Origin of the sequence: Curtobacterium sp. MCBA15_008 (assembly GCF_001865065.1) — a bacterium.
Classification (GTDB): Bacteria; Actinomycetota; Actinomycetes; order Actinomycetales; family Microbacteriaceae; genus Curtobacterium.
Window position 1 is genome coordinate 142,220 of record NZ_MJGN01000012.1, and the last position, 24,170, is coordinate 166,389.

The window sequence follows — 24,170 nt, forward strand, 5'->3', positions numbered from 1 at the left end:
TGGAACGCACGGACCCCACCCGCCCCTGTGGAGGACGAGTGGGGTCAGCGGTGTGCGGAACGCGAGCCGCGGATCAGACGGTGACGGGCTCGAGACTCTCGGCGACCAGGTCCCAGCCGCCGTCGCGTTCCTCGAGCACCACGCCGTGCGTCGACGCCCACCGGACGAGGTCCGGCATCGACGACGCCTGCGCGCCGGTCCGGGCGAGCAGCGCCACCAGGCGGCCCTTCGCCGTCTTGTTCCAGTGGTTGAGCGCCTTCCGACGACCGGAGCCGTCGACACTCACGACCCGGGGCGCGACCGCCCCGTGCACCGGACCGAGCTGGCGGTACCCCTCGGAGCGGAGGTCGAGCACGAGACCACCGGCCGTCCGGAGGTCGAGCACGCGCGACGACGGCGCAGGCCAGTGCGCGGCCAGTCGCAGCGTCCCCAGCCGGGAGTCGTGCGACAGGCGGTAGGCGGGGACGGGGTCGCCGCCACCGATCGGTCCGAACATCGCCGACTGCACGATCACGTGCTCGAACCACCACGCACGAGTCGCGGGATCGGCGTCGAGAGCACCGAGCGGGTCGTAGAGCACCCCGGTGTACCGATCGATCGCTGGCATGGTCCCGGAGGTCTCGAGCACGAGGTTGCGGAACCGCTCCTCGATCGACTTCGGGCCGAGCTTCAGGGCCGTCCGGGCCGAGGACTCCTCGGAACTGACGGAGCGGGCCGCGGTGATCACCGCGGCCCGCTCTGCAGCCAGTTCCGGGAACGACAGCGCACGCAGATCGAGCGCGTGCTCCGTGTCCCCGCCCTCCCGCTTCGTCTCCGAAGGCGGGAGGAGGACGGTCAGTCCGGTCAGGACGCCAGCGCGGCCTGCCGCGCGACGATCGTCACCGTGTCGTGCTCCACCGACAGGAAGCCGTCCTCGGCGTCGACCGCGACGGTCGAGCCGTCGGCCCGCGTGATGCGGACCTGACCCTGCGCCAGGATCGCGAGCATCGGCTCGTGCCCGGCGAGGATGCCGATCTGGCCCTCCGTCGTGCGTGCGACGACCATGGTGGTGTCGCCCGACCAGACCTCACGGTCGGCCGAGACGACGCTCACGCTGAGACCCGCCATGTCAGCGGTTCTCCTTCTGGATCTGCGCCCACTTCTCTTCCACGTCGTTGATGCCACCGACGTTGAAGAACGCCTGCGTCGCAACGTGGTCGAACTCGCCGTCGGCGATGGCGCGGAAGGACTCGATGGTGTCCTTGAGCGGCACCGTGGAGCCCTCGACACCCGTGAACTTCTTCGCCATGTAGGTGTTCTGCGAGAGGAACTGCTGGATACGACGAGCGCGCTCGACCGTGATCTTGTCCTCTTCGGAGAGCTCGTCGACACCGAGGATGGCGATGATCTCCTGCAGTTCCTTGTTCTTCTGGAGGATCTGCTTGACGCGCGTGGCCGTCTCGTAGTGGTCGGCGCCCAGGTACCGGGGGTCCATGATGCGCGACGTCGAGGTCAGCGGGTCGATCGCCGGGTAGAGACCCTGCGACGCGATCTCGCGGGAGAGCTCCGTGGTGGCGTCGAGGTGCGCGAACGTGGTCGCCGGCGCCGGGTCGGTGTAGTCGTCAGCCGGCACGTAGATCGCCTGCAGCGAGGTGATCGAGTGACCACGCGTCGAGGTGATGCGCTCCTGGAGCACACCCATCTCGTCGGCGAGGTTCGGCTGGTAGCCCACCGCGGACGGCATGCGACCGAGCAGCGTCGAGACCTCGGAACCGGCCTGCGTGAAGCGGAAGATGTTGTCGATGAAGAGGAGCACGTCCTGCTTCTGGACATCGCGGAAGTACTCCGCCATCGTCAGCGCCGACAGGGCCACGCGGAGGCGCGTTCCCGGCGGCTCGTCCATCTGGCCGAACACGAGGGCGGTCTTGTCGAAGACCCCCGCCTCTTCCATCTCGCCGATGAGGTCGTTGCCCTCACGGGTGCGCTCGCCGACACCGGCGAACACCGACACACCGCCGTGGTCCTGCGCGACGCGCTGGATCATCTCCTGGATGAGGACGGTCTTGCCGACGCCCGCACCACCGAAGAGACCGATCTTGCCACCCTGCACGTACGGGGTGAGGAGGTCGATCGACTTGATGCCGGTCTCGAACATCGAGGTCTTGGACTCGAGCTGGTCGAAGGCCGGGGCCTTGCGGTGGATCGGCCAGCGCTCGGTGATCTCGAGCTTCTCGTCGGTGTTGAGCACGTTGCCCAGCACGTCGAAGACCTTGCCCTTGGTGACGTCGCCGACGGGGACCGAGATCGGAGCGCCCGAGTCACGGACCTCCTGGCCACGGACCAGGCCGTCGGTCGGCTTCAGGGAGATGGCACGGACGAGGTCGTCGCCGAGGTGCTGCGCGACCTCGAGGCCGATCTCCTGCGACGAGTCACCGATGGTGATGGTCGTGAACAGGAGGTTGTACATCTCCGGGATTGCGTCGTGGGGGAACTCGATGTCGACGACGGGACCCGTGACACGGGCGATCCGGCCGACACCGGGCGCCGACGACGTCTCGACCGCGGTGGTTGCGGTGTCGGTCATGGCTGGTGCCTTCCTGAGGGTGGGTAACTGTCCGCGAACGACGCGGACTACTTCTTCTTCGACGAGAGGGCGTCGGCGCCGCCGACGATCTCGGAGATCTGCTGCGTGATCTCGGCCTGACGCGCGTTGTTCGCGAGTCGGGTGAAGTCACGGATCAGCGAGTCCGCGTTGTCGCTGGCCGCCTTCATCGCCTTCTGCCGGGCGGCGTGCTCGGAGGCAGCCGACTGGAGCATGGCGTTGAAGATGCGGCTCTCGATGTAGACCGGGAGCAGCGAGTCGAGCACCGCATCGGCGTCCGGCTCGAACTCGTAGAGCGGGAGCGGCTCGTTGTCCGACGGCTCCTCGACACCCTCGACGACCTCGAGCGGGAGCAGGCGCACGACCTGCGGCTCCTGGGTCGCCAGGCTGAGGAAGCGGTTGAAGACGATGTGGATCTCGTCCACGCCGCCCTCTGCGGTGTCCTGGAGGAACTTCGCCACGACGGCGTCGCCGATCTCCTTGGCCGTCGAGAACTCCGGCTGGTCGGTGTTGCCGACCCACTGCTGCTCCGACGCACGCTCACGGAACGCGAAGTACCCGACGGACTTGCGCCCGACCAGGTAGAACACGACGTCCTTGCCCTCGCTGCGGAGCAGGGAGGCGAGCTCCTCGCCCTGCTTGAGGACGTTGGTGCTGAACGCGCCGTTCAGGCCCCGGTCCGACGTGAACAGCACGACGGCTGCCCGCGTCGACGACTCCGGCTCGGTGGTCAGCACGTGGTCGACGTTCGAGAACGTCGCCACGGCGGACACCGCACGCGTCACGGCTCGCGAGTACGGGCCGGACGCAGCCATGCGGGCCTGCGCCTTCTGGATCCGCGACGCCGAGATCAGTTCCATCGCGCGAGTGACCTTCTTCGTGGTCTTCGCGGACTTGATTCGCTGTCGGTAGACCCGGACCTGCGCTGCCATCTAGCGACGACCCTTGACGATCTGCTCCTGGTCGACGTCCTCGGCGTCGGCAGCGTCGAACTGCTCGGAGCCGAGGGTCTTGCCGTCGCTCGTCTGGAAGCTCTTCGTGAACTCGTCGATCTGCTTCGACAGCTCCGAGACCGTGTCGTCGCTGAGCTGGTTGGTCTCGCGCAGCGTCGTGAGGACGTCGGAGTTGCGACGCAGGTGGTCGAGCAGCTCGGACTCGAAGCGGAGCACGTCCGGCACCGGGACGGTGTCGAGCTTGCCGTTCGTGCCGGCCCAGATGGAGACGACCTGCTCCTCGACCGGGTACGGCGAGTACTGCGGCTGCTTGAGGAGCTCGGTCAGGCGGGCACCACGGTCCAGCTGGCGACGCGACGCCTGGTCGAGGTCGGACGCGAACATCGCGAACGCCTCGAGCGAGCGGTACTGCGCCAGCTCGAGCTTCAGCGTGCCGGAGACCTTCTTGATCGACTTCACCTGCGCGTCACCACCGACGCGGGACACCGAGATGCCCACGTCGACGGCCGGACGCTGGTTCGCGTTGAAGAGGTCCGACTGCAGGAAGATCTGGCCGTCGGTGATGGAGATGACGTTCGTCGGGATGTACGCCGAGACGTCGTTCGCCTTGGTCTCGATGATCGGGAGACCCGTCATCGAGCCGGCGCCGAGCTCGTCGGACAGCTTCGCGCAACGCTCCAGCAGACGGGAGTGCAGGTAGAAGACGTCACCCGGGTAGGCCTCGCGGCCCGGCGGACGACGGAGGAGGAGCGACACGGCGCGGTAGGCCTCGGCCTGCTTCGACAGGTCATCGAAGATGATCAGGACGTGCTTGCCCTGGTACATCCAGTGCTGGCCGATGGCCGAACCGGTGTACGGGGCGAGGTACTTGAAGCCGGCCGGGTCGGAGGCCGGGGCGGCGACGATGGTGGTGTACTCCATCGCGCCGGCGTCCTCGAGCGCACCCTTGACGGAGGCGATCGTGGAGCCCTTCTGACCGATGGCGACGTAGATACAGCGAACCTGCTTGTCCTCGTCGCCCGACTCCCAGTTGGCCTTCTGGTTGATGATCGTGTCGATCGCGATGGCCGTCTTGCCGGTCTGGCGGTCGCCGATGATCAGCTGACGCTGACCGCGGCCGACGGGGATCATCGCGTCGATGGCCTTGATGCCGGTCTGCAGCGGCTCGTGGACCGACTTGCGCGACATGACGCCGGGGGCCTGGAGCTCGAGGGCACGACGACCCTCGGCCGGGATCTCGCCGAGACCGTCGATCGGGGCGCCGAGCGGGTCGACGACGCGACCGAGGAAGCCGTCGCCGACGGGGGCCGAGAGGACCTCGCCGGTACGCGTGACTTCCTGGCCCTCTTCGACACCGGCGAACTCGCCGAGCACGATGGCGCCGATCGAGTCCTCGTCGAGGTTCTGCGCGAGGCCGAGCGTGCCGTCCTCGAAGCGGATGAGCTCGTTCGCCATGACGCCGGGGAGGCCCTCGACGTGCGCGATGCCGTCGCCGGCGTCGATGACGTGCCCGACCTCGGCCGTGGAGGCCTTCGTCGGCTCGTAGTTCGAGACGAAGTCCTTCAGGGCATCACGGATCTCATCGGGGCTGATGGTGATGTCTGCCATGGGATTTTCCTTGTTGGTTTCCGGGGCCGTCAGGCTCCGAGAGGGTGATGCTGCCTGACTCGGCAGTTCCCGTTGTGGACTTGGGAGGGGCGGCTTCGACCGTACGCTCAGCCGGCGAGCTGGAGCCGGAGCTCCGAGAGACGCGTGGCGACGGTGCCGTCGATGACGTCGCCGCCGATCTGCACCCGGACCCCGCCGACGACCGAGGGGTCGACCACGTGGTTGATGCTGATGTCCTTGCCGTACTTCTCGCCGAGGCCGCGGGCGACACGAGCCGCCTGGCCTGCGGAGAGGGGGGTGGCGGTGATGACCGTCGCGACGAGCTTGTCCGCCTGCTCGGCCACGATGCGCGAGGCATCGCGGACGAGTTCACCGATGCGGCGACCACGGGGCTGCTGCACGAGGTGCGACAGGATCGTGATCGTCTGCGCCGAGGCCTTGCCGCCGAGCAGACGCTCGACGAGCGCGCTCTTCTCAGCCGGGCTGCCGAGCTTGGTGCCCAGCGCCAGCTCGAGGTCGGCGTCCGAACGGACGGCGGACTCGAAGGAGAACAGCTCGGACTCGAGGGAGACGTCCGACGGGGCGGTGGCGGCGACGGCGCGGATGCCCGCGTCCTCGATACCGACGAGCACGTCCTGGTGCGAGGACCAGCGCGAGCCGGCCACCGCGGTCAGGACCGCACGCGTCGCGACCGACTGACCGGCGAAGACGCGGTCGACGACCACCTTCTTGCCGGCCGGGTCGGCCGTCGGGTCGGACAGCAGACCGAGCAGCTGCGGCGCACCGGCGATCGCACGCCCTGCGGCGAGGATCTCGGCACCGGCGGCAAGGTCGGCCGACCCGCCGAGGTCGACGAGCACCGCCCTCGTGGACGCCAGTGCTTCCCTGGTGGCGCTGCGCATGCTCAGTGCTCCCCCGTCTTCGTGGCCTGCGAGGCCTCGAGGTCGGCGAGGAACCGGTCCACGACCGCGGTCGACTTGGCGTCGTCCTTGAGGGACTCCCCGATCACACCGGAGGCGAGGTCGAGGGCGAGGGTGCCCACCTCGCTCCGCAGCGACTGGACAGCGCTCTGACGCTCGGCCTCGATCTGCGCCTGGGCGTTGGCGGTGATGCGTGCTGCATCGGCCTGTGCCTGCTCGCGCAGCTCGTTGCCGATCGCGTTCGCGTCGGCGCGGGCCTGCTCACGGATCCGCGACGCCTCGGCACGTGCCTCGGCGAGCTGCTTGTTGTACTCGTCGAGCGCAGCCGCGGCCTGCTCCTGAGCAGCCTCGGCCTTCTTGATGCCACCTTCGATGGCCTCGGTGCGCTCGTCGAGCATCTTCGTGATCCGCGGGATGATGACCCGCCAGAAGACCAGCAGGATGACGATGAACGCGACCAGCGACCAGACGATGTCGTACAGCGGCGGGACGAGGGGACTGTGCGTCTCCTCCGCCGCGATGATGAGTGCGTTCTGCATCGAGTGGCCTTAGTTGGTGCCGGTGAAGATGAAGTACGTGGCGATGCCGATGAAGGCGAGGGCCTCGGTGAAGGCGATACCGATGTACATGAGGGTCGTCAGGCGGCCCTGGAGCTCCGGCTGGCGAGCGACGGACTCGATCGTCTTGCCGACGACGATGCCCACGCCGATGGCCGGACCGATCGCTGCGAGGCCGTAGCCCACGGTCGCGATGTTGCCGTTGATCTCCGCGAGAACGGTCGTTGCGTCCACGTGTTTTCCTTTCGAGATGCGGCCCGGCGGATGCCGTGCCGTATTGGGGGTCAGTACAGGTCGTTGATCAGTGCTCGTCAGCCAGCGCGAGCTGGATGTACACAGCGGTCAGCAGCATGAAGACGTAGGCCTGCAGCAGCGCGACCAGGATCTCGAAGAAGCTGAACGCGATGCCGAACGCGAGCGTCCCGACGCCGAAGAGCTTGAACAGGCCTTCGCTGTCGAAGAAGAAGAACTGCGTCGCAGCGAAGAACAGGACGAGCAGCAGGTGGCCGACGACCATGTTCATCAGGAGTCGCAGCGTCAGCGTCACCGGACGGAGCACGAAGGTCGAGACGAGCTCGATCGGCGTCACGATGATGTAGAGCGGCCACGGCACGCCGGGCGGGAAGAGGGCGTTCCGGAGGAACGCGCCGGGGTGCTTCCGCAGGCCCGCGTAGATGAACGCGATGTACGCGACGGCCGCGAGGATCATCGGGTACGCGATACGGCTGGTGCCCTGCAAGTTGAACCCGGGGATCAGACCCGTGAGGTTCAGGAACAGCACGGAGAAGAAGATCGTGGCGAGGATCGGCAGGAACCGCTTGCCGTCCTTCTCCCCCAGGTTGTCGAAGGTGTTCCGGCGGACGACGTCGAACGCGTACTCGATGAGCGCCTGGCCGCGGCCGGGCACGAGCTTGAGCGAACGGGTCCCGATGACGCCGATCAGCAGCAGGACCGCGACGGCGACGAAGCGGATGATGACGAGCCGATCGATCTCGAAGGGCGTCCCCGCGAAGAAGATCGCATCCGGGAAGAACTCGTTGATCGACGGACCATGGAACTCGGCGGCCTTGCTGCTCCCCGCCGCAACGGTGTTAGCCGCAGCGGTGAGGGACAGGGGAAGAGCGTGGGATAGCAGCGCTGTCTCCTGTGTCGGCGCGCGCACGCATGGCACGCGATGGTGGACGTTGTGGAGGCTCGTCCGCTCCGAGCATTGCTCCGGACGCGGACTCCGAGAAGCCTATCAGGTGCGAGAGCCTTCCCGGTCTCTCAGTTGCGGGGTGCGTCCTTCTCAGGAGAAGCGGAGTCTCCGGGCAGGGACACCCCGATCGGGATGCGGGCCTTGGCCACGGCGACGACGTCGATCACGAGCGAGCCGACGACCCCGGCGATGATCACGATCGCGAGCACCGGGAAGTCCACCCAGTCGCGGTCCCGCAGCAGGACGAGCACCACGATGAAGACGATGAACTTCAGAAGCCAGGTGCCCATCACGATGCCGAAGAACGCACCGGAGATCATCTGCCCCTTCGAGACCCGCAGGGCGACGAGGACGCTCACCGCCGTCAGGCCGAGGAACACCACGCTGAGGACGGCCCCGAGCAGGCCGCCGACGAGTCCGGGACCGCCGGCCACGAGCAGGCCGATCACTCCCCCGACGACGGCGAGTCCGACCGCGAGGACGGCCCCCCAGGTGATGATGCGGCGGAACACCGGCCGGACGTGGTCGAGCGCGTTCGGTGCGGTCACGTGATGTCTCCTGGGATCGAGCGGTCGTTGGCGGCCCGGTCGAGCGGGTCGAGGCTGGCGTCCACCACGGTGGTGGAGCGGGTGGCGACCTGCGCGGCGAACTCGGCGCGCTTCCGGCCGAGCGGCGCGAAGGTGGCGACGGCGCACACGGTGAACCCGACGGCGACGAAGACGACCACCCAGTACCAGTCCACGAAGAGGAACAGCAGGCAGCCGACGGCGACCGTCGCCGTCCACGCGTAGAAGATGAGCACCGCGTGGAAGTGCGAGTGCCCCATGTCGAGCAGGCGGTGGTGCAGGTGCTTCCGGTCGGCCGAGAACGGCGACTTGCCCGCGCTGAGCCGCCGGGTGACGGCGAGCCCGAAGTCGAGGATCGGCACGATCAGGATCGCGAACGGCAGCAGGATCGGGATGAAGGCCGGCAGGAGCGCCTGGCGTGTCTGCACCGCGGCGGGGTCGATGTTGCCCGTCACGGAGACCGCGCTCGTCGCCATCAGGAACCCGACCAGCAGCGCCCCGGCGTCACCCATGAACAGCTTCGCGGGGTGCCAGTTCAGGATGAGGAAGCCGAAGCAGGCGCCGACGAGCACCGCCGTGAGCAGGGACGGCAGGTTGAAGAAGAACTCCGTCTGCACGACCACGCGGTTGATGAAGAACGTGTAGAGGAAGAACACCCCGCCGGCGATGATCGCGACCCCCGCGACCAGGCCGTCCAGGCCGTCGATGAAGTTCACCGCGTTCATCACGAGCACCACCGCCAGCACGGTGAAGATCAGGCTCATGTAGGACGAGCCGACGCCGAGCGTGTTGCCGATCGGCAGGGAGACGATCGCCACGCCCTGCCACGCCAGGATTCCCGCGGCGATGATCTGCCCCGCGAGCTTCGTCATCCAGTCGAGATCCCAGATGTCGTCGGCGACACCGAGCACCACGATGATCGTCGCCCCGCCGAGCACGGCCAGGACGCGGTTCGGCTCGGCGAACACGAGCCGGAAGTAGTCGGTCCCCGCGATGGAGGGGAAGAGGAACCAGGCGGCGAGCAGGGACACGATCACGCCGAGGTACATCGCGATGCCGCCGAGCCGTGGCGTCGGCGTGCGGTGCACGTCGCGCTCGCGGACCTTCGGGTACCACTTGTACTTCAACCCCAGCTTCCACACGATCCAGCTGACGCAGAAGCTCACGACGGCGGCGATGGCCCCCGCGAGCAGGTAGTACTTCATCCGACGAGGTCGGCCCCGACGACCCGGGTGATGTCGTCGTCGGAGACCACGCCGTGCCGGACGATGCGGAGCTTGCCGCCGTCGGACAGTCCGGTCGCGTCGACGATCGTGGACCCCGTCGATGCCGCGAAGCCCTCGTGCACGTCGAGCGGGCCGCCGTCGAGGTAGACCGCGACGCTGTCGCCGAGCATCGCCTCGGCCTGGTCGACGTCCATCGCCGCGGGGTCGCCGGTGGAGTTCGCGGAGGAGACCGCGAGCGGCCCCACCTCCTGCAGGAGCTCGAGCGCGATCCGGGAGTCCGGCATCCGCAGGGCCACCGTGCCCCGGGTCTCGCCGAGGTCCCAGTCGAGCGACGGCTGGGCGCGGAGGATCACGGTGAGGCCGCCGGGCCAGAACTCGTCGACCAGGTCGCGCACCGGCTGCGGGATGTCGCTCGCGAGCGCCTCGAGGGTGGGCGGACCGGGGATGAGGACCGGCGGCGGCGACTGGCGCGTGCGGCCCTTCGCGTCGAGGAGACGCTGGACAGCAGCCGCGCTGAAGGCGTCGGCGGCCACGCCGTAGACGGTGTCGGTGGGGACGACGACGAGTTCTCCGCGCCCGAGCGCGGCACGTGCGAGCCGCATCCCGGTCAGGAGCCCGTCGGAGTCGGTGCAGTCGTATCGGGATGCCATGACTCGACGATGATAGTGCGACACAATGGAGGACATCGTGAACGAGACCTCCGCGCCCCCGCTCCTGTTCCTCTTCGACATGGACGACGTCCTGGTCCGGTACGACTGGAAGGTGCGGATGGCCGCGCTCTCCGAGTTCACCGGACACGAGTTCCAGGAGCTCCGGCGACGCTGGTGGGACTGCGGCAACGAGCAGCGCGCCGAGGCCGGTGGGTTCGCGGACGGCGACGAGTACCTCGCCGCGTTCGAGCGGGCGATGGGCTGCGACGTGCCCGAGGCCGAGTGGGCGCGGATCCGTGGCTCGGCAATGACCGAGCTGCCCGAGCGGATCGAGGCGGTCCGGATCGCGAGCGAGCACGGCCGCGTCGGGCTCCTCACGAACAACGGTCCGCTCGCCGGCCGCTGGATCCACCGCTGGGCACCGTCGCTCCCGCCCCTGTTCGGCGAGCACCTCGACACGTCGAGCAACTTCGGCGCCCGGAAGCCCGAGCCCGAGGTCTTCCGTCGCGCCCTCGCGCACCACGGCGTCCCCGCCGAGCGCACGTTCTTCGCCGACGACATGCCCGAGAACATCGCGGGCGCGCGGAGCGTCGGCATCCACGCCGTGCTCGTCGAGCGCGACACCGACCTCCGCGACGAGGTGCGCGCGTTCGTCGCGGCGCAGGAACGCGCTGCGGCCCCCGTCGCGTAGACGACCCGACGGCCTGGAGGCGCGGCTCGGCTCCGCCTAGCGCGTCGCGGTGGTCGTGCGGTCGCGTCCGGTCAGGTCGACGTGCGTCTCCGGGGTGCGGAACCCCCGGCGCGCGAGCACGGCACGGACGCCGGCGCCCTGCTGCTCGGCGTGCTCGATGACGAGGACTCCCCCGGGCACGAGCAACCGCCACGCGGTCTCGGCCAGGGCACGGACGGCGTCGAGACCGTCCGGCCCGCCGTAGAGCGCCATCGCCGGGTCGTGGTCACGGACCTCGGGATCGATCGGCACCGCGTCGTCGGGCACGTACGGCGGGTTCGAGACCACGACGGACACGCTGCCGTCGAGCTCGGGCAGCGCGTCGCCCAGGTCGCCCTCGACGAGGCGGACCGTCCCACCGTGGGCGTCGACGTTCCGACGGGTCCAGGGCAGGGCCTCGGGCGACCGCTCCACGGCGTACACGACGGCGTTCGGCACCTCGGTGTCCATGGCGATCGCGATGGCACCGCTGCCGGACCCCAGGTCGACGGCGACCGGTTCGGCCACCGCGACCGAGCGGAGCGCGTCGATGCCGAACTGCACGACGCCCTCGGTCTCGGGCCGCGGGACGAACACCCCGGGCCCGACCGCGAGGGTCAGCATCCGGAAGTGGGCCTCGCCGGTGATGTGCTGCAGCGGCTCACGCGTGGCACGTCGGGCGACGGCGTGCCGGAAGCGCTCGACGTGCTCGGCGGCGATCGCGCCGCCGGTGAGCGCCCGGGCCTGCACGGCGCCGCGCGACGTGTCCGTCGCCCAGGCGAGCAGGAGCTCGGCGTCCACCTGTGGCGTCGGCACGCCGGATGCACCGAGCGCCGCGGTCGCCTCCCTGAGGAGGCGATCCGCGGCGAACGTGGGATCACTGTCGGACAGGAGCCGTGCCTCCAGGCCTAGGCGTCCTGGTCGCCGATGGCGGCCAGACGTGCCTCTTCGTCCGCCTGGATGGCGGACTGGACGACGGGCTCGAGCGCACCGTTCATGACGCGGTCGAGGTCGTACGCCTTGTACCCGGTGCGGTGGTCCGCGATGCGGTTCTCCGGGAAGTTGTACGTGCGGATGCGCTCCGAACGGTCCATCCCGCGGATCTGCGACTTGCGCGCGTCCGAGGCGATCGCGTCGAGCTCCTCCTGCTGGCGCGCGAGGATGCGCGCACGTAGGACGCGCATGCCGGCCTCGCGGTTCTGCAGCTGGGACTTCTCGTTCTGCATCGCGACCGTGATGCCCGTGGGCAGGTGCGTGATGCGGACCGCGGAGTCCGTCGTGTTGACGGACTGCCCGCCGGGGCCGGAGGACCGGTAGACGTCGATCTTCAGGTCGTTCTGGTTGATCTGGACCTCTTCGGGCTCGTCCACCTCGGGGAACACCAGCACGCCGGTGGTCGAGGTGTGGATGCGCCCCTGCGACTCGGTCTGCGGCACACGCTGGACACGGTGCACACCGCCCTCGTACTTCAGGTGCGCCCAGACGCCCTGGGACGGGTCGGTCGTGTTCGACTTGATCGCGACCTGCACGTCCTTGTAGCCACCGAGGTCGGACTCGGTGCGCTCGAGCATCTCGATCTTCCAGCCCTTGGACTCGGCGTAGTGCGAGTACATGCGCAGGAGGTCGGCCGCGAAGAGCGCCGACTCCTCGCCGCCCTCACCGCCCTTGATCTCCATGATCACGTCGCGCCCGTCGTCGGGGTCGCGCGGGATGAGCAGCCGGCGGAGACGCTCCTGGCGCTCCGACAGCTGCTCCTCGAGCGCCGGGACCTCGTCCGCGAACGCCTCGTCCTCACGGGCGAGCTCCTGGGCGGCGGCGAGGTCGTCCCCCGCCGCCTTCCAGGACTCGTACGCGGACTTGATCTGGTTGAGCTCGGCGTACCGCCGGTTCACCTTCTTCGCCCGGGCCGCATCGGCGTGGAGCGCGGGGTCCGACAGCTGCTGCGTCAGGTCCTCGTGTTCCGCCAGCAGCCCTGCCACCGACTCGAACACGCGTTACTCCTGGTGGCCGTTGTGGTGGCCGCCGGTCGTCGGGACCGACTTCTGCACCTGCACCAGGAACTCGACGTTCGACTGCGTCTCCTTGAGGTTCCGCAGGACGATCTCGAGGGCCTGCTGCGGGTCGAGCCCGGCGAGGGCTCGGCGCAGACGCCAGGTGATCTTGACCTCGTCGGCGGAGAGCAGCTGCTCCTCGCGACGGGTGCCGGAGGCGTTGACGTCGACGGCCGGGAAGATCCGCTTGTCGGCCAGGTGACGGTTGAGGCGGAGCTCCATGTTGCCGGTGCCCTTGAACTCCTCGAAGATCACCTCGTCCATCTTCGACCCGGTCTCGACGAGCGCCGTCGCGAGGATGGTCAGCGAGCCGCCGTCCTCGATGTTGCGCGCGGCGCCGAAGAAGCGCTTCGGCGGGTACAGGGCCGCAGAGTCGACACCACCGGACAGCACGCGACCGGAGGCCGGCGTCGCCAGGTTGTAGGCGCGACCCAGGCGGGTGATCGAGTCGAGGAGCAGGACGACGTCGTGCCCGAGCTCGACCAGGCGCTTCGCACGCTCGATGGCGAGCTCGGCGACGGTCGTGTGGTCCTCTGCCGGCCGGTCGAAGGTCGAAGCGATGACCTCGCCCTTCACCGAGCGCTGCATGTCGGTGACCTCTTCGGGGCGCTCGTCCACGAGGACGACCATGAGGTGCGCCTCGGGGTTGTTCTTGGCGACCGCGTTCGCGATGGCCTGGAGCACGACGGTCTTGCCGGCCTTCGGCGGGGACACGATCAGGCCGCGCTGGCCCTTGCCGATCGGCGACACGAGGTCGATGATCCGGGTGCTGAGCTTGCCCGGCTCGGTCTCGAGGCGGAGACGCTCGTTCGGGTACAGCGGCGTGAGGTCCTGGAAGTCGACGCGCGCGGCGGCTTCTTCTGCGGTCTGCCCGTTCACCGAGTCGACCTTGACGAGCGCGTTGTACTTCTGACGGCTCTGCTGCTCGTTGTCCCGCGGCTGCTTGATCGAACCGACGACGGCGTCGCCCTTGCGGAGGTGGTACTTCTTCACCTGGCCGAGGGAGACGTAGACGTCGTTCGGCCCCGGCAGGTAGCCGGTCGTGCGGACGAAGGCGTAGTTGTCGAGGACGTCGAGGATGCCCGCGATCGGGATGAGGACGTCGTCCTCGGTGATCTCCGGCTCGAACTCGTCGTTCTGCCCGCCACGGCCGCGCTTGCGGTCGCGCTGGCGACGGCTGCGCCCGCTCTCGGCCTCTTCGGCAGCCTGCTGCTGCTTCTGCTGCTGGGTCTGCTTCTGCTGACCGTTCTGCTGCTTCGGCTCGGACTTGTCGTCCTGCTGGCCGTTCGCCTGCTGGCCCTGCTGCTGGCCCTGCTTCTGCTCGGCCTGCTGCGCCTTGCCGTTCTGCTGGCCGGCGTTCTGCTGACCGCCGCTCTGCTGCGCGTTCTGCTGGCCGCCGTTCTGCTGACCGTTCTGGTCGCCGCCCTGCTCGCCGTTCTCGGCGTTCTGGCCACGCCCACGGCCACGACCGCGGCTGCGACGGCCGCGACGCGAACCACCCTCGCCGTTCTGGTCGTTCTGGTCGTTTTGGTCGTTCTGGTCGTTGTCGTCCGACGCGTCGGTGCCCTGCTCGGCGGACTCGCCCTGAGCCTGCTGGTCACGGCGGTCGCGGCGGTCCTGCTGCGGAGCGGCCTGCTCCTGCTGCTCAGGCTGCTCCTGCTGCTCGGCGCCCTGGGCACCGCGCTGGCCGCGGCCACGACGCTGGCCACCCGTCTGGGCTGCTTCCTGGGCGTCCTTCTCGGCGCGGACCTGGTCGAGGCCGGCGAGGAGGTCTTCGGTGCCGGTCTGCGCGTGGTTCGTGTGCTCGGCGGCCGACGTCGGCGCGGCGCTCACGGTGCCGCCGGACGAGGCACGGCGGGAGCGGCGGGCACGCGACGTCGCGGGCTGCTCCGGCTCGGCCGCGGTCACGGCGTCGTCGGCAGCGGTTGCAGCCGGCGCCTCGGCGGGCTCGGGGAGCGTCGGCTGCTCGGTGGGCGCCGCAGCGGTCGGGGCCGCGGCGGTCGGCGCTGCAGCAGTCGCTGCGGCGTCGGCGGGCGCCCCGTCGTCCGTCGCCGGACGCTTGTCCTCGATGGAGGCGATCAGGTCGCCCTTGCGGAGCTTGGAGAGCCCGGTGATGCCGAGCGAGGAGGCGATGCGCTGGAGTTCCGGGAGACGGAGGGCGCGCAGGTCGCTGGGGATCTCCACCTGGGTGGAGTCGTTGTTGGTCAAGATCGGTGTTTCCTTTCGAACCGCAGAACGCGGAGAGTTTCCACCGTCCCGGATGCACGGGTATGCATCGACCGTCGTTCAGACGACGGACCGGGATTCGGTGATCAGAAAGAGATGTGCCCCCGCGCACCGGACCCGACGTGGCGAGAACTGGTCCTCGTGGCGAGGAGGGATCCTGTTGCCGACGTGGGTTCTGCCTACGCGAGTTCGGCTTCGAGCGCCGAGTGCGGCACCACTGTAGCACCACCCAGATCGACGGCCAGCATGAGCGGCCGCCAGTCGGAGACCCCGTGCCGCGCGACCAGCTCCGCCGCGGTCAGGCGCTGCGCGGGGTCGCTCCCGAGGACCAGCAGGCTCGGTCCGGCGCCGGACACCACGGCGGCGAGCCCCTCCTGCCGGAGCAACCCGATGAGCGCGTCCGTCTCCGGCATCGCGCTCGCCCGGTACGCCTGGTGCAGGCGGTCCTCGGTCGCGGCGAGCAGGAGCTCCGGGCTCTGGATGAGCGCCGCGACGAGCAGGGCCGAGCGCGACACGTTGAACGCGGCGTCGGCGTGCGGGACGCTCGCCGGCTGCAGGGACCGCGCGAGCTTCGTGGAGAGTGTCGACGTCGGCACGAACACGACCGGCGAGACACCGCGGTGCACCAGGAGCCGCTTGTACGCGGGCCCCTCGGCGGTCATCCACGCGATGGTCAGTCCGCCGAACAGCGCGGGCGCCACGTTGTCCGGGTGCCCCTCCATCTCGGTCGCGAGGGTCAGGAGGGTCGAGGCGTCGAGGTCGACGACGCCCTCGAGCAGCCCACGGGCGGCCATCAAGCCGGCGACGATCGCGGCGGCGGACGACCCCATCCCGCGGCCGTGCGGGATGGCGTTCACGGCGTGCAGCTCCAGACCGGGCTGCGCGACACCGGCGTGCTCGAGTCCGCGGCGGACCGCGCGGACGACCAGGTTGGTGTCGTCGGTCGCGACCTCACCCGCACCGACGCCGTCGACCGTGACGGTCGCGCCGGGCTCCGGGCGGACGCGGACGACGACCTCGTCGTAGAGCGAGAGGGCGAGGCCGAGCGAGTCGAAGCCCGGCCCGAGGTTCGCGGAGGTGGCCGGCACACGCACGCGCACCGCCCGACCGGCCGGCAGCACGCGCACCGCGCGCCCGGCCGGCACCGCGCGGACCGCCCGTCCGGCCGGTACAGCGTCGTGGGCGGTCAGGCCCGCCCCCGGTCCGGACGAACGGTCGTGGCTCACCGGGCTGCGACCAGTCCGAGGACGTCCGCGATCGACGCCGTGTCGACCGGCACGCTCGTCGGGGTGACCTCGCCGCCGTCCTGCGTGCGGAGCGCCCACTGCGGGTCCTTCAGGCCGTGGCCGGTGACCGTGATGACGACCCTCGCACCCTTCGGCACGACCCCGGCGTCGGCACGCTCGAGGAGTCCGGCCACGCCGATGGCGGAGGCGGGCTCGACGAAGACGCCGACCTCGGCGGAGAGGATGTGGTGCGCGGCGAGGATCGCCTCGTCCGAGATGGCGCCGAAGTAGCCGTCGGTCTCGTCACGGGCCTCGAGCGCGAACTGCCACGACGCGGGGTTGCCGATACGGATCGCCGAGGCGATCGTGTCGGGGTGCTTGACGACCTCGCCACGGACGATCGGGGCCGAACCGGCGGCCTGGAAGCCGAACATGCGCGGGAGTTTCGTGGTGCGGCCTGCGGCGACGTCCTCGCGGTAGCCGCGGGAGTACGCCGTGTAGTTGCCGGCGTTGCCGACGGGCAGGAAGTGGAAGTCCGGTGCGTCGCCGAGCACGTCGACGACCTCGAACGCGGCGGTCTTCTGCCCCTCGATGCGGTCGTTGTTGACGGAGTTGACCAGGTGCACCGGGTAGTTCGCGGCGAGGTCGCGCGCGATGTCGAGGCAGTCGTCGAAGTTGCCCTGCACCTGCAGCAGCTGGGCGTCGTGGGCGACGGCCTGGCTGAGCTTGCCCATCGCGATCTTGCCCTCGGGCACGAGCACCGCGGCGGTGATGCCGGCGTGGGTCGCGTAGGCGGCGGCCGACGCACTGGTGTTGCCCGTCGACGCGCAGATGACGGCCTTCGCGCCGTGTTCGACGGCCTTCGAGATCGCCATCGTCATGCCGCGGTCCTTGAAGGAGCCCGTCGGGTTCATGCCCTCGAACTTGACGTAGACCTCGGCGCCGGTGCGCTCGGACAGCCGCCGCGCGGGGATGAGCGGGGTCCCGCCCTCACCGAGCGTGACGACGGGCGTCGCCTCGGTCACGTCGAGTCGGTCGGCGTACTCGCGCAGGACTCCCTGCCACTGGTGGGCCATGAGGCTCTCCTTGTTCGGTGTTGCAGTCGGGGGTGGGTCGGGGACCGGACGGTCAGGCGCCGACGACGCGGAGCACGCTCGTGATCTCCACGACGACGTCCTCGTTGCGGAGCGCCACCACGGTGTTCGCCAGGTCGGACTCGCGGGCGAGGTGCGTGCCGATCACGAGCGTCGCCGTGGCGTCCGCTCCGGAGGCGACGGTCTGCTCGACGGTCTCGACGCTGACGCCGTGCTTCGCGAGCACGCCGGCGACGGTGGAGAGCACCCCGGGGGCGTCCGCGACGTGCAGCGTGATCTGGTACCGGGTGCGGACCGTGCCGATCGGGAAGACGGGCAGCGCGCCCTGCGTCGACTCGGCGACACCGGGGCCGCCGATGACGTGGCGACGGGCGGCCGACACCAGGTCGCCGAGGACGGCCGAGGCGGTCTCGACACCGCCGGCACCGGCGCCGTAGAACATCAGGTCGCCCGCGGCCTCGGCCTCGACGAACACGGCGTTCTTCGCGCCGTGGACGCTGGCCAGGGGGTGCGACTCGGGCACGAGGGCCGGGTACACGCGGGCGCTGACACCCTCGGTGCCGTCCTCGTCGGTGAGCCGCTCGGCGGTCGCCAGGATCTTCACGACGTACCCGGCCTTGCGTGCGGCCCGGACCTGCTCGATCGTCACCGAGGTGATGCCCTCGCGGTGGACGGCGGCGAGCGGCACGGAGGTGTGGAACGCGAGCGAGGCCAGGATCGCGGCCTTCTGCGCGGCGTCGTATCCCTCGACGTCGGCGGTCGGGTCGGCTTCGGCGTACCCGAGCTCCGTCGCGGTCGCGAGGGCGTCCTCGAAGGTCGCGCCCTCCCGGTCCATCAGGTCGAGGATGAAGTTCGTGGTGCCGTTGACGATGCCCATGATGCGCACGATGCGGTCGCCCGCGAGCGAGTCGTGCAGCGGGCGGATGATCGGGATCGCCCCGGCGACGGCCGCCTCGTAGTAGAGCTGGGCGCCGACCTGCTCCGCCGCGGCGAAGAGCTCCGGTCCGTGCGTCGCGAGGAGCGCCTTGTTGCCGGTCACGACGTCCGCGCCGGACTGCAGCGCCTGCAGCACGAGCGTGCGTGCGGGCTCGATGCCGCCGATCAGCTCGACGACGATGTCCGCGCCGAGGATCAGGGATTCCGCGTCCGTCGTGAAGAGCTCCGCCGGCAGGTCGACGTCGCGCTTGGCGTCGAGGTCGCGGACGGCGATCCCCACGAGCTCGAGGCCGGCACCGGCGCGCGAGGCCAGCTCGTCACCGTGCTCGAGGAGCAGCCGCGCGACCTGGGAACCGACCGAGCCGGCTCCGAGCAGCGCGACGCGGACGTTGCGGTATTCGATCATCTGGTGCGGGTCCTGTTCGTGGGGATCGGGTCGTGGCCGCGGGCGTCAGGCCCCGGGCACGACCCCGGTGTCGCGGGCGAGGAGGTCGTCGATCGACTCGCCCCGGACGAGGATACGGGCTGCACCGTCGGCGACGGCGACGACGGGCGGGCGGCCCACGTGGTTGTAGTTGCTCGCGAGGCTCCAGCAGTAGGCGCCCGTCGCGGCCACGGCGAGCAGGTCGCCGCGGTGCACGTCGCCGGGCAGGTACTCGTCGTTCACCACGATGTCGCCGCTCTCGCAGTGCTTCCCGACGACGCGGGTGAGCACGGCCGGGGCGTCCGAGGTGCGGGCGAGCCGTGCGGTGTAGTCGGCGCCGTACAGGGCCGGGCGGACGTTGTCGCTCATCCCGCCGTCGACCGAGACGTACGTGCGGGTGGCGGACTCGTGCTCCGGGGACTCCAGCGTCACGGGCTTGATCGTGCCGACCCGGTAGAGCGTGATCCCGGGGGGACCGACGATGTACCGCCCCGGCTCCACCGCGACCTCGGGGACCGGGATGCCCCGCTCGGCGCAGGCATCGGCCACGATGGTCGCGAGCGCCTCGGCGACGTCCTCCGGCGCGAAGGCGGAGTCGGCCTCGGTGTAGTCGATGCCCCAGCCGCCGCCGAGGTTGAGCTCCGGCACCGGCCCGGACGCCACGAGGGTCGCGTGCACGTCCATCAGGCGTCGTGCTGCTTCACGGAAGCCGGACTCGTCGAAGATCTGCGAGCCGATGTGGGAGTGCAGCCCGACGAACGCCAGGGACGGCTGGGCCCGGACCTCGGCCGCGGCGTCGACCGCCTCGGACAGCGGGATGCCGAACTTCTGGTCCTCACGCGCGGTGGCGAGGTAGTCGTGCGTCGAGGCGTGGACCCCGCTGTTGATCCGGATCCGCACGCGCTGCACGACCCTGGCGGCGGCCGCGGCACGCGCGACGCGCTGGATCTCCTCGTGGCTGTCCAGGACGATCGTGCCGAGGCCGACCTCGACCGCGCGGGCGATCTCGGCGTCGGACTTGTCGTTGCCGTGGAAGCCCAGCATCGCCGGGTCCGCTCCCCCGGCCAGCGCCACCTCGAGTTCACCGGCGGTGCAGACGTCGAGTCGGAGGTCGGCGTCGGTCATCCACCGGGCGACGTGCGTCGTCAGGAAGGCCTTGGCGGCGTAGTAGACGTGCGCTCGGGTGCCGATGCGCTCGAACGCCTCGGTGAAGGCGTTGCGGACACGGACCGCCCGCGACTGCACGTCACGTTCGTCCACCACGTAGAGGGGCGACCCGTACTGCGCCACCAGGTCGGACGCGGTCAGCCCGCCGACGGCGAGCTCGCCGTCGTCGGTGCGCGTCGCGGACGCGGGCCAGATGCGCGCCTCGAGCGCGGACGGGTCCGTCGGGAACCGCAGTCGCTGCGGGGCAAGGGGGTTCTCGCTCACGGGACCCGATCCTACCGAGCCGAGCCGTGCCTCCAGGCCGCGTTACGCGCCTCGTCGGCTACGAGCACTTGCCGACCGTCTGCAGCCCCTGCTCGTTGAGCGGCAGCGAGTCGGCCGTGACCCGGACGGACGCCTCGGACGACGAGATGTCGAGCGAGCGCACCCGCAGCTGCGACGGCAGGAACCGGGCGGTGCAGACCTCGACCGGCACGTTCGTGACGCCCGGGATCGAGTCGACCTTGAGGCCGAGCGACGAGTTGGTGATCCGCACCGTCTTCGGCGTGATGGTGATGCCCTTGCCGTCGTCCTGCGCGACGACGGCGCCCTTCGCCGCGTAGGTGATGTCGTAGCCGAGCACCGCGGTCTTGCCGGACAGCTCGACGCCGCCGTCGGCCAGGCTGAGCCGGTCGAACAGCGGGCTGTACTTCGCCAGGTCCTTGACGCTCGACGAGGCGAGCGTGACGTGTCCGTCGACGTCGCGGACGTCGCCCTTGCCGTCGATGGGGACGTCGTGCGCGGTGACGTCGGCGGCGAGCGGGACGCCGTCGATCGTCAGCTTCTCGGACGAGATCTCGACGTCGTCGAGGGACCCGGCGACGAGCTGCGGGATGACGACGCCGTTCGCGTGCGCCTCGACCTGGCCGGTCGCACCGTCGGGCAGCGACTGCTCGACCTGCTGGGCGATCATGCGGTCGACGACGCCGCGCAGGACGAACTCGGCGACGACCACGAGCACGGCCAGCACGACCACGACGACGATGAGGACGACGGGCCAGCGGCGGCGCTTCCGGGTGGGCTCGGTGGCGGCGGACATGCGTCCCACCTTGCCAGGGTCCCCCGGCAGCGGGCCTGGAGGCGCGGGTCGGCCCCGGCGCGCGCGTCGCGCCGGGCGCGGGGCGCCCGCGGGGCGGGGGGCGCCGCTTCGAACCAAGAACACGACATCGAACCAGGCGGACTACCTGGTTCGATGTCGTGGACGTGGTTCGATCCCGAACGAGCGACCGGCGGCGCGGCGCGGAGCGCCCGCCGCGCGCTACATGCGCTCGGGCGCCGTCACCCCGAGCAGGCCCAGGCCGTTGCGGACGACCTGCCCGGTGGCGTCGTTCAGCCAGAGGCGCGTGCGGTGCAGGTCCGTGACGGCCTCGTCACCGAGCGGCGTCACGCGGCAGGAGTCGTACCAGCGGTGGTACAGCCCCGCCAGCTGCTCGATGTAGCGGGCGATGCGGTGCGGCTCGCGGAGTTCCGCGGCCTGCCGCACCACGCGCGGGTACTCGGCCAGGGCGCCGAGCAGGGCACCCTCGGTCTCGTGCGTCAGGAGTGACGCGTCGAAGACCGACCGGTCGACGCCGGCGGTCGCGGCGTTGCGGGCGACCGACTGCGTGCGCGCGTGGGCGTACTGCACGTAGAAGACGGGGTTGTCGTTCGTGCGCTTCACGAGCAGGTCGAGGTCGATGTCGATCGCCGTGTCGCTGGCGAACCGGACGAGCGAGTACCGGCCGGCGTCCACGCCCACGGCGTCGACGAGGTCCTCCATCGTGACGATCGTGCCCGCGCGCTTCGACATGCGCATCGGCTCGCCGTCCTTGAGCAGGTTGACCATCTGCCCGATGAGGATCTCGAGGTTCTTGCCCGGCTCGTCACCGAAGGCCGCGCACATCGCCATCATGCGGCCGACGTAGCCGTGGTGGTCGGCGCCGAGCATGATGAGGTTCCGGTCGAACCCGCGCTCGCGCTTGTCGAGGTAGTACGCCAGGTCGCCGGCGATGTACGCCGGCTCGCCGTCGGACTTGATAACGACGCGGTCGCGGTCGTCGCCGAAGTCGGTGGTGCGGAGCCACTCGGCACCCTCGGCCTCGTACATCACACCGGCGGAACGGAGCCGCTCGATGGCACGTTCGACGGCCTTCGACTCGTGCAGCTCGTTCTCGTGGAAGTACACGTCGAAGTCGACGCCGAAGTCGTGCAGCGACGACTTGATGTCGGCGAACATGAACTCGACGCCCTCGCGGCGGAAGAGTTCCTGCGCCTCGTCGCGGGGCAGGTCGCGCACGTCGATGCCGGGCTCGAGGGTCTCGAGCACCCGCGCGGCGATCTCGGCGATGTACGCGCCGCCGTAGCCGTCCTCCGGCGTGGGCTCCCCGAGCGCCGAGGCGACGAGCGAGCGGGCGAAGCGGTCGATCTGCGCGCCGTGGTCGTTGAAGTAGTACTCGCGGGTGACCATGGCGCCCTGCGCCTGGAACACCCGGGCGAGGCTGTCGCCCACCGCGGCCCAGCGCACGCCGCCCATGTGGATCGGCCCGGTGGGGTTCGCGGACACGAACTCGAGGTTGATCCGGACACCGTCGTACAGGTCGCCGTCGCCGAAGGACGACCCCGACTCGACGATCGTGCGGGCGATCTCCCCCGCAGCCGCGGCCTCGAGCGTGATGTTGATGAACCCCGGACCGGCGACGTCGACCGTGTCCACTCCGTCGAGCTCGGTGAGCTCGCCGGCGATCTCGGTCGCGAGCTCGCGCGGGTTCGTGCCGAGGCGCTTCGCGAGCTGCATCGCCGCGTTCGACGCCCAGTCGCCGTGCGCCCGGTTCTTCGGACGCTCGAGGGCCACGTGGGACTCGTCGATCGTCACGGTGTCGGAGGCGCCTCGTCGCTCGACGATCCCGGTCAGGATCGACAGGTACGCGGCGGAGAGTTCGGCAGGAGTCACGAGGGTCGAGTCTACCGGGACGCCCACGGTCCTCTCCGGCCGATGCACCATCATGTCCGGATGACCTCCCGCAGCCGTGTCCGGGCGATCGGCGTCGCCCTGCTCACCGTGTCCGCGTCGGTGTCCCTCGTGGCGTGCTCCGGCGGTGGCGACGCGAGCCCGAGCGCGTCCGCGGCACCGGTCGGCAAGCGGGTCACGCAGACCTGCGGCGACCTGCTCCCGTCGGGGTCGCTCGACGTGTACGGCGCGACCTTCACCATCGACCGCGACTACCGGCCGACGAAGGGCTCGCCCGCCGCACGGATCGCCGAGCAGCGCGGCCGGGTCTGCCGGTGGACCGCGACCGACGACGCCTCGACGACCATCACGCTGGCCGTCGCGGACCTGCCTGAGAAGTCGCTCACGAACCTGAAGGACGCACTGTACGAACGGGGCGGCTCGGTGCCGACCTACCGCGTCGAGGGGTACTTCTCCCTCGCCGACGGCGTCGGCCGCGCCGACGCCTTCGCGGACCCGTACTGGATCACCGCGTCCTCGCCCCTCTTCACCGAGCCCGGCGGCGCGCAGCCGGTCGTCGACGCGGTCCGGGGCGTCGTGCAGCCGGGCGCGTCCGCGACACCGGTCGGCTGACGCGACGACCTGCTGCCTGGAGGCGCGTGGCGGTGCCGTCACGCGCCTCCAGGCACGACACGCGAGGCGGACGCACGGTGTCCTGGTGGCCGTCGTCGACCTGCTACGGTTGATTCCACCCAGGGCCCCCATAGCTCAGGGGATAGAGCACTGCCCTCCGGAGGCAGGGGCGGAGGTTCGAATCCTCCTGGGGGCACCGTAAAGCCAGGTCAGGGACGCGAGCCGCTGTCGATCCACGTGCGGAGCACGGCGAGGTCCGCTGCAGACCACGCGCCGTCGCAGGGCATGGTGCCGTCGGCCAGTCGAGCGTAGATCGCGTCCTGGTGACGGCGGACGTCGTCGAACTCCCACAGGTCGAACGCCTTCAGCATGCTGTCGCGGTCCTGCTGCCGGAACAGGGGCCGCACGTCGGCAGCGTATCCGGGCGGGGCGGGCGTCGGTTCGGTCATGTCGGTGCTCCTGTCGATCGGTGATGGTGCG

The 24,170-nt window shown here is 70.2% G+C and carries 24 protein-coding genes and 1 tRNA gene; 3 read left to right on the top strand and 22 right to left on the bottom strand.

The features are described from left to right. Positions 1-73 precede the first annotated feature (73 nt). From BIU96_RS06525 to BIU96_RS06580, 12 genes are all read right to left on the bottom strand, one after another. On the bottom strand, positions 74-847 hold the full coding sequence (locus tag BIU96_RS06525; RefSeq protein ID WP_368072967.1) for a YaaA family protein: 774 nt from the start codon (positions 845-847) through the stop codon (positions 74-76). Next, positions 844-1,107: a F0F1 ATP synthase subunit epsilon gene (locus BIU96_RS06530; protein ID WP_027465776.1), complete on the bottom strand. Its 264-nt coding sequence runs from the start codon at positions 1,105-1,107 to the stop codon at positions 844-846. Before BIU96_RS06530 ends, BIU96_RS06525 begins: the two co-directional genes overlap by 4 nt. Position 1,108: 1 nt before the next feature. Next, entirely contained in the window at positions 1,109-2,563 is a 1,455-nt protein-coding gene (atpD, locus tag BIU96_RS06535) for a F0F1 ATP synthase subunit beta (RefSeq protein ID WP_065959250.1), read from the bottom strand. Positions 2,564-2,610: 47 nt separating this feature from the next. Continuing rightward, on the bottom strand, positions 2,611-3,513 hold the full coding sequence (locus tag BIU96_RS06540; protein WP_071291787.1) for a F0F1 ATP synthase subunit gamma: 903 nt from the start codon (positions 3,511-3,513) through the stop codon (positions 2,611-2,613). Beyond that, complete coding sequence (atpA, locus tag BIU96_RS06545) at positions 3,514-5,142, bottom strand: F0F1 ATP synthase subunit alpha (protein ID WP_071291788.1); 1,629 nt, start codon at positions 5,140-5,142, stop codon at positions 3,514-3,516. 107 nt (positions 5,143-5,249) lie between these two features. After that, entirely contained in the window at positions 5,250-6,044 is a 795-nt protein-coding gene (locus BIU96_RS06550) for a F0F1 ATP synthase subunit delta (RefSeq protein WP_071291789.1), read from the bottom strand. A gap of 2 nt (positions 6,045-6,046) precedes the next feature. Next, positions 6,047-6,601: a F0F1 ATP synthase subunit B gene (locus tag BIU96_RS06555; RefSeq protein ID WP_071291790.1), complete on the bottom strand. Its 555-nt coding sequence runs from the start codon at positions 6,599-6,601 to the stop codon at positions 6,047-6,049. A 9-nt stretch (positions 6,602-6,610) separates the two neighbouring features. After that, positions 6,611-6,853, bottom strand: a complete 243-nt coding sequence (gene atpE, locus BIU96_RS06560) for an ATP synthase F0 subunit C (RefSeq protein ID WP_017885749.1) — start codon at positions 6,851-6,853, stop codon at positions 6,611-6,613. Between the two features lie 67 nt (positions 6,854-6,920). Continuing rightward, positions 6,921-7,733, bottom strand: coding sequence for a F0F1 ATP synthase subunit A (gene atpB, locus BIU96_RS06565; RefSeq protein WP_071291865.1), 813 nt, complete (start codon positions 7,731-7,733; stop codon positions 6,921-6,923). A gap of 152 nt (positions 7,734-7,885) precedes the next feature. Further along, on the bottom strand, positions 7,886-8,365 hold the full coding sequence (locus tag BIU96_RS06570; protein ID WP_254786002.1) for a hypothetical protein: 480 nt from the start codon (positions 8,363-8,365) through the stop codon (positions 7,886-7,888). Then, on the bottom strand, positions 8,362-9,588 hold the full coding sequence (locus BIU96_RS06575; RefSeq protein ID WP_071291791.1) for an MraY family glycosyltransferase: 1,227 nt from the start codon (positions 9,586-9,588) through the stop codon (positions 8,362-8,364). The genes BIU96_RS06570 and BIU96_RS06575 overlap by 4 nt, the downstream gene beginning before the upstream one ends. Further along, complete coding sequence (locus BIU96_RS06580) at positions 9,585-10,259, bottom strand: L-threonylcarbamoyladenylate synthase (protein ID WP_071291792.1); 675 nt, start codon at positions 10,257-10,259, stop codon at positions 9,585-9,587. Before BIU96_RS06580 ends, BIU96_RS06575 begins: the two co-directional genes overlap by 4 nt. Before the next feature lie 37 nt (positions 10,260-10,296). Between BIU96_RS06580 and BIU96_RS06585 the strand changes: the two genes are divergently transcribed. After that, the gene (locus BIU96_RS06585; protein ID WP_175477474.1) at positions 10,297-10,950 is read left to right on the top strand and encodes an HAD family phosphatase; all 654 of its coding nucleotides are present in this window, start codon (positions 10,297-10,299) and stop codon (positions 10,948-10,950) included. Between the two features lie 36 nt (positions 10,951-10,986). Here BIU96_RS06585 and prmC read toward each other — a convergent pair whose 3' ends face one another. The 9 genes from prmC to argS form a co-directional block, all read right to left on the bottom strand. Further along, positions 10,987-11,859: a peptide chain release factor N(5)-glutamine methyltransferase gene (prmC, locus tag BIU96_RS06590; protein ID WP_071291794.1), complete on the bottom strand. Its 873-nt coding sequence runs from the start codon at positions 11,857-11,859 to the stop codon at positions 10,987-10,989. Between the two features lie 17 nt (positions 11,860-11,876). After that, positions 11,877-12,959: a peptide chain release factor 1 gene (gene prfA / locus BIU96_RS06595; protein WP_071291795.1), complete on the bottom strand. Its 1,083-nt coding sequence runs from the start codon at positions 12,957-12,959 to the stop codon at positions 11,877-11,879. Between the two features lie 3 nt (positions 12,960-12,962). Continuing rightward, the gene (gene rho, locus BIU96_RS06600; RefSeq protein WP_071291796.1) at positions 12,963-15,227 is read right to left on the bottom strand and encodes a transcription termination factor Rho; all 2,265 of its coding nucleotides are present in this window, start codon (positions 15,225-15,227) and stop codon (positions 12,963-12,965) included. Positions 15,228-15,424: 197 nt separating this feature from the next. Next, complete coding sequence (thrB, locus tag BIU96_RS06605; protein WP_071291867.1) at positions 15,425-16,366, bottom strand: homoserine kinase; 942 nt, start codon at positions 16,364-16,366, stop codon at positions 15,425-15,427. Positions 16,367-16,467: 101 nt separating this feature from the next. Continuing rightward, positions 16,468-17,547: a threonine synthase gene (thrC, locus tag BIU96_RS06610; protein ID WP_071291797.1), complete on the bottom strand. Its 1,080-nt coding sequence runs from the start codon at positions 17,545-17,547 to the stop codon at positions 16,468-16,470. Between the two features lie 52 nt (positions 17,548-17,599). Next, on the bottom strand, positions 17,600-18,907 hold the full coding sequence (locus BIU96_RS06615; RefSeq protein ID WP_071291798.1) for a homoserine dehydrogenase: 1,308 nt from the start codon (positions 18,905-18,907) through the stop codon (positions 17,600-17,602). Positions 18,908-18,952: 45 nt separating this feature from the next. After that, positions 18,953-20,356, bottom strand: coding sequence for a diaminopimelate decarboxylase (gene lysA / locus BIU96_RS06620; RefSeq protein ID WP_071291799.1), 1,404 nt, complete (start codon positions 20,354-20,356; stop codon positions 18,953-18,955). A 58-nt stretch (positions 20,357-20,414) separates the two neighbouring features. Then, positions 20,415-21,170: a DUF2993 domain-containing protein gene (locus BIU96_RS06625; protein WP_071291800.1), complete on the bottom strand. Its 756-nt coding sequence runs from the start codon at positions 21,168-21,170 to the stop codon at positions 20,415-20,417. A 219-nt stretch (positions 21,171-21,389) separates the two neighbouring features. Next, a complete protein-coding gene (argS, locus tag BIU96_RS06630) occupies positions 21,390-23,060 on the bottom strand; it encodes an arginine--tRNA ligase (protein ID WP_071291868.1) in 1,671 nt (556 codons plus the stop codon). Between the two features lie 60 nt (positions 23,061-23,120). Here argS and BIU96_RS06635 point away from each other — a divergent pair, with 60 nt between their 5' ends. Together BIU96_RS06635 and BIU96_RS06640 are read left to right on the top strand one after the other, a co-directional pair. Continuing rightward, a complete protein-coding gene (locus tag BIU96_RS06635; protein ID WP_071291801.1) occupies positions 23,121-23,690 on the top strand; it encodes a hypothetical protein in 570 nt (189 codons plus the stop codon). Positions 23,691-23,814: 124 nt separating this feature from the next. Further along, a tRNA-Arg gene (locus BIU96_RS06640) sits at positions 23,815-23,886 on the top strand. A 13-nt stretch (positions 23,887-23,899) separates the two neighbouring features. Here the strand turns inward: BIU96_RS06640 and BIU96_RS06645 are convergent. Further along, complete coding sequence (locus BIU96_RS06645; RefSeq protein ID WP_071291802.1) at positions 23,900-24,139, bottom strand: hypothetical protein; 240 nt, start codon at positions 24,137-24,139, stop codon at positions 23,900-23,902. Between the last annotated feature and the right edge of the window lie 31 nt (positions 24,140-24,170).

What these genes read in the sequence shown, in the direction of transcription:
- BIU96_RS06530 (WP_027465776.1), bottom strand. Translation starts at nt 1,107, where the DNA reads ATGGCGGGTCTCAGCGTGAGCGTCGTCTCGGCCGACCGTGAGGTCTGG.
- atpD (WP_065959250.1), bottom strand. Translation starts at nt 2,563, where the DNA reads ATGACCGACACCGCAACCACCGCGGTCGAGACGTCGTCGGCGCCCGGT.
- BIU96_RS06540 (WP_071291787.1), bottom strand. Translation starts at nt 3,513, where the DNA reads ATGGCAGCGCAGGTCCGGGTCTACCGACAGCGAATCAAGTCCGCGAAG.
- atpA (WP_071291788.1), bottom strand. Translation starts at nt 5,142, where the DNA reads ATGGCAGACATCACCATCAGCCCCGATGAGATCCGTGATGCCCTGAAG.
- BIU96_RS06550 (WP_071291789.1), bottom strand. Translation starts at nt 6,044, where the DNA reads ATGCGCAGCGCCACCAGGGAAGCACTGGCGTCCACGAGGGCGGTGCTC.
- BIU96_RS06555 (WP_071291790.1), bottom strand. Translation starts at nt 6,601, where the DNA reads ATGCAGAACGCACTCATCATCGCGGCGGAGGAGACGCACAGTCCCCTC.
- BIU96_RS06575 (WP_071291791.1), bottom strand. Translation starts at nt 9,588, where the DNA reads ATGAAGTACTACCTGCTCGCGGGGGCCATCGCCGCCGTCGTGAGCTTC.
- BIU96_RS06580 (WP_071291792.1), bottom strand. Translation starts at nt 10,259, where the DNA reads ATGGCATCCCGATACGACTGCACCGACTCCGACGGGCTCCTGACCGGG.
- thrC (WP_071291797.1), bottom strand. Translation starts at nt 17,547, where the DNA reads ATGGCCCACCAGTGGCAGGGAGTCCTGCGCGAGTACGCCGACCGACTC.
- BIU96_RS06615 (WP_071291798.1), bottom strand. Translation starts at nt 18,907, where the DNA reads ATGATCGAATACCGCAACGTCCGCGTCGCGCTGCTCGGAGCCGGCTCG.
- BIU96_RS06625 (WP_071291800.1), bottom strand. Translation starts at nt 21,170, where the DNA reads ATGTCCGCCGCCACCGAGCCCACCCGGAAGCGCCGCCGCTGGCCCGTC.
- BIU96_RS06635 (WP_071291801.1), top strand. Translation starts at nt 23,121, where the DNA reads ATGACCTCCCGCAGCCGTGTCCGGGCGATCGGCGTCGCCCTGCTCACC.
- BIU96_RS06645 (WP_071291802.1), bottom strand. Translation starts at nt 24,139, where the DNA reads ATGACCGAACCGACGCCCGCCCCGCCCGGATACGCTGCCGACGTGCGG.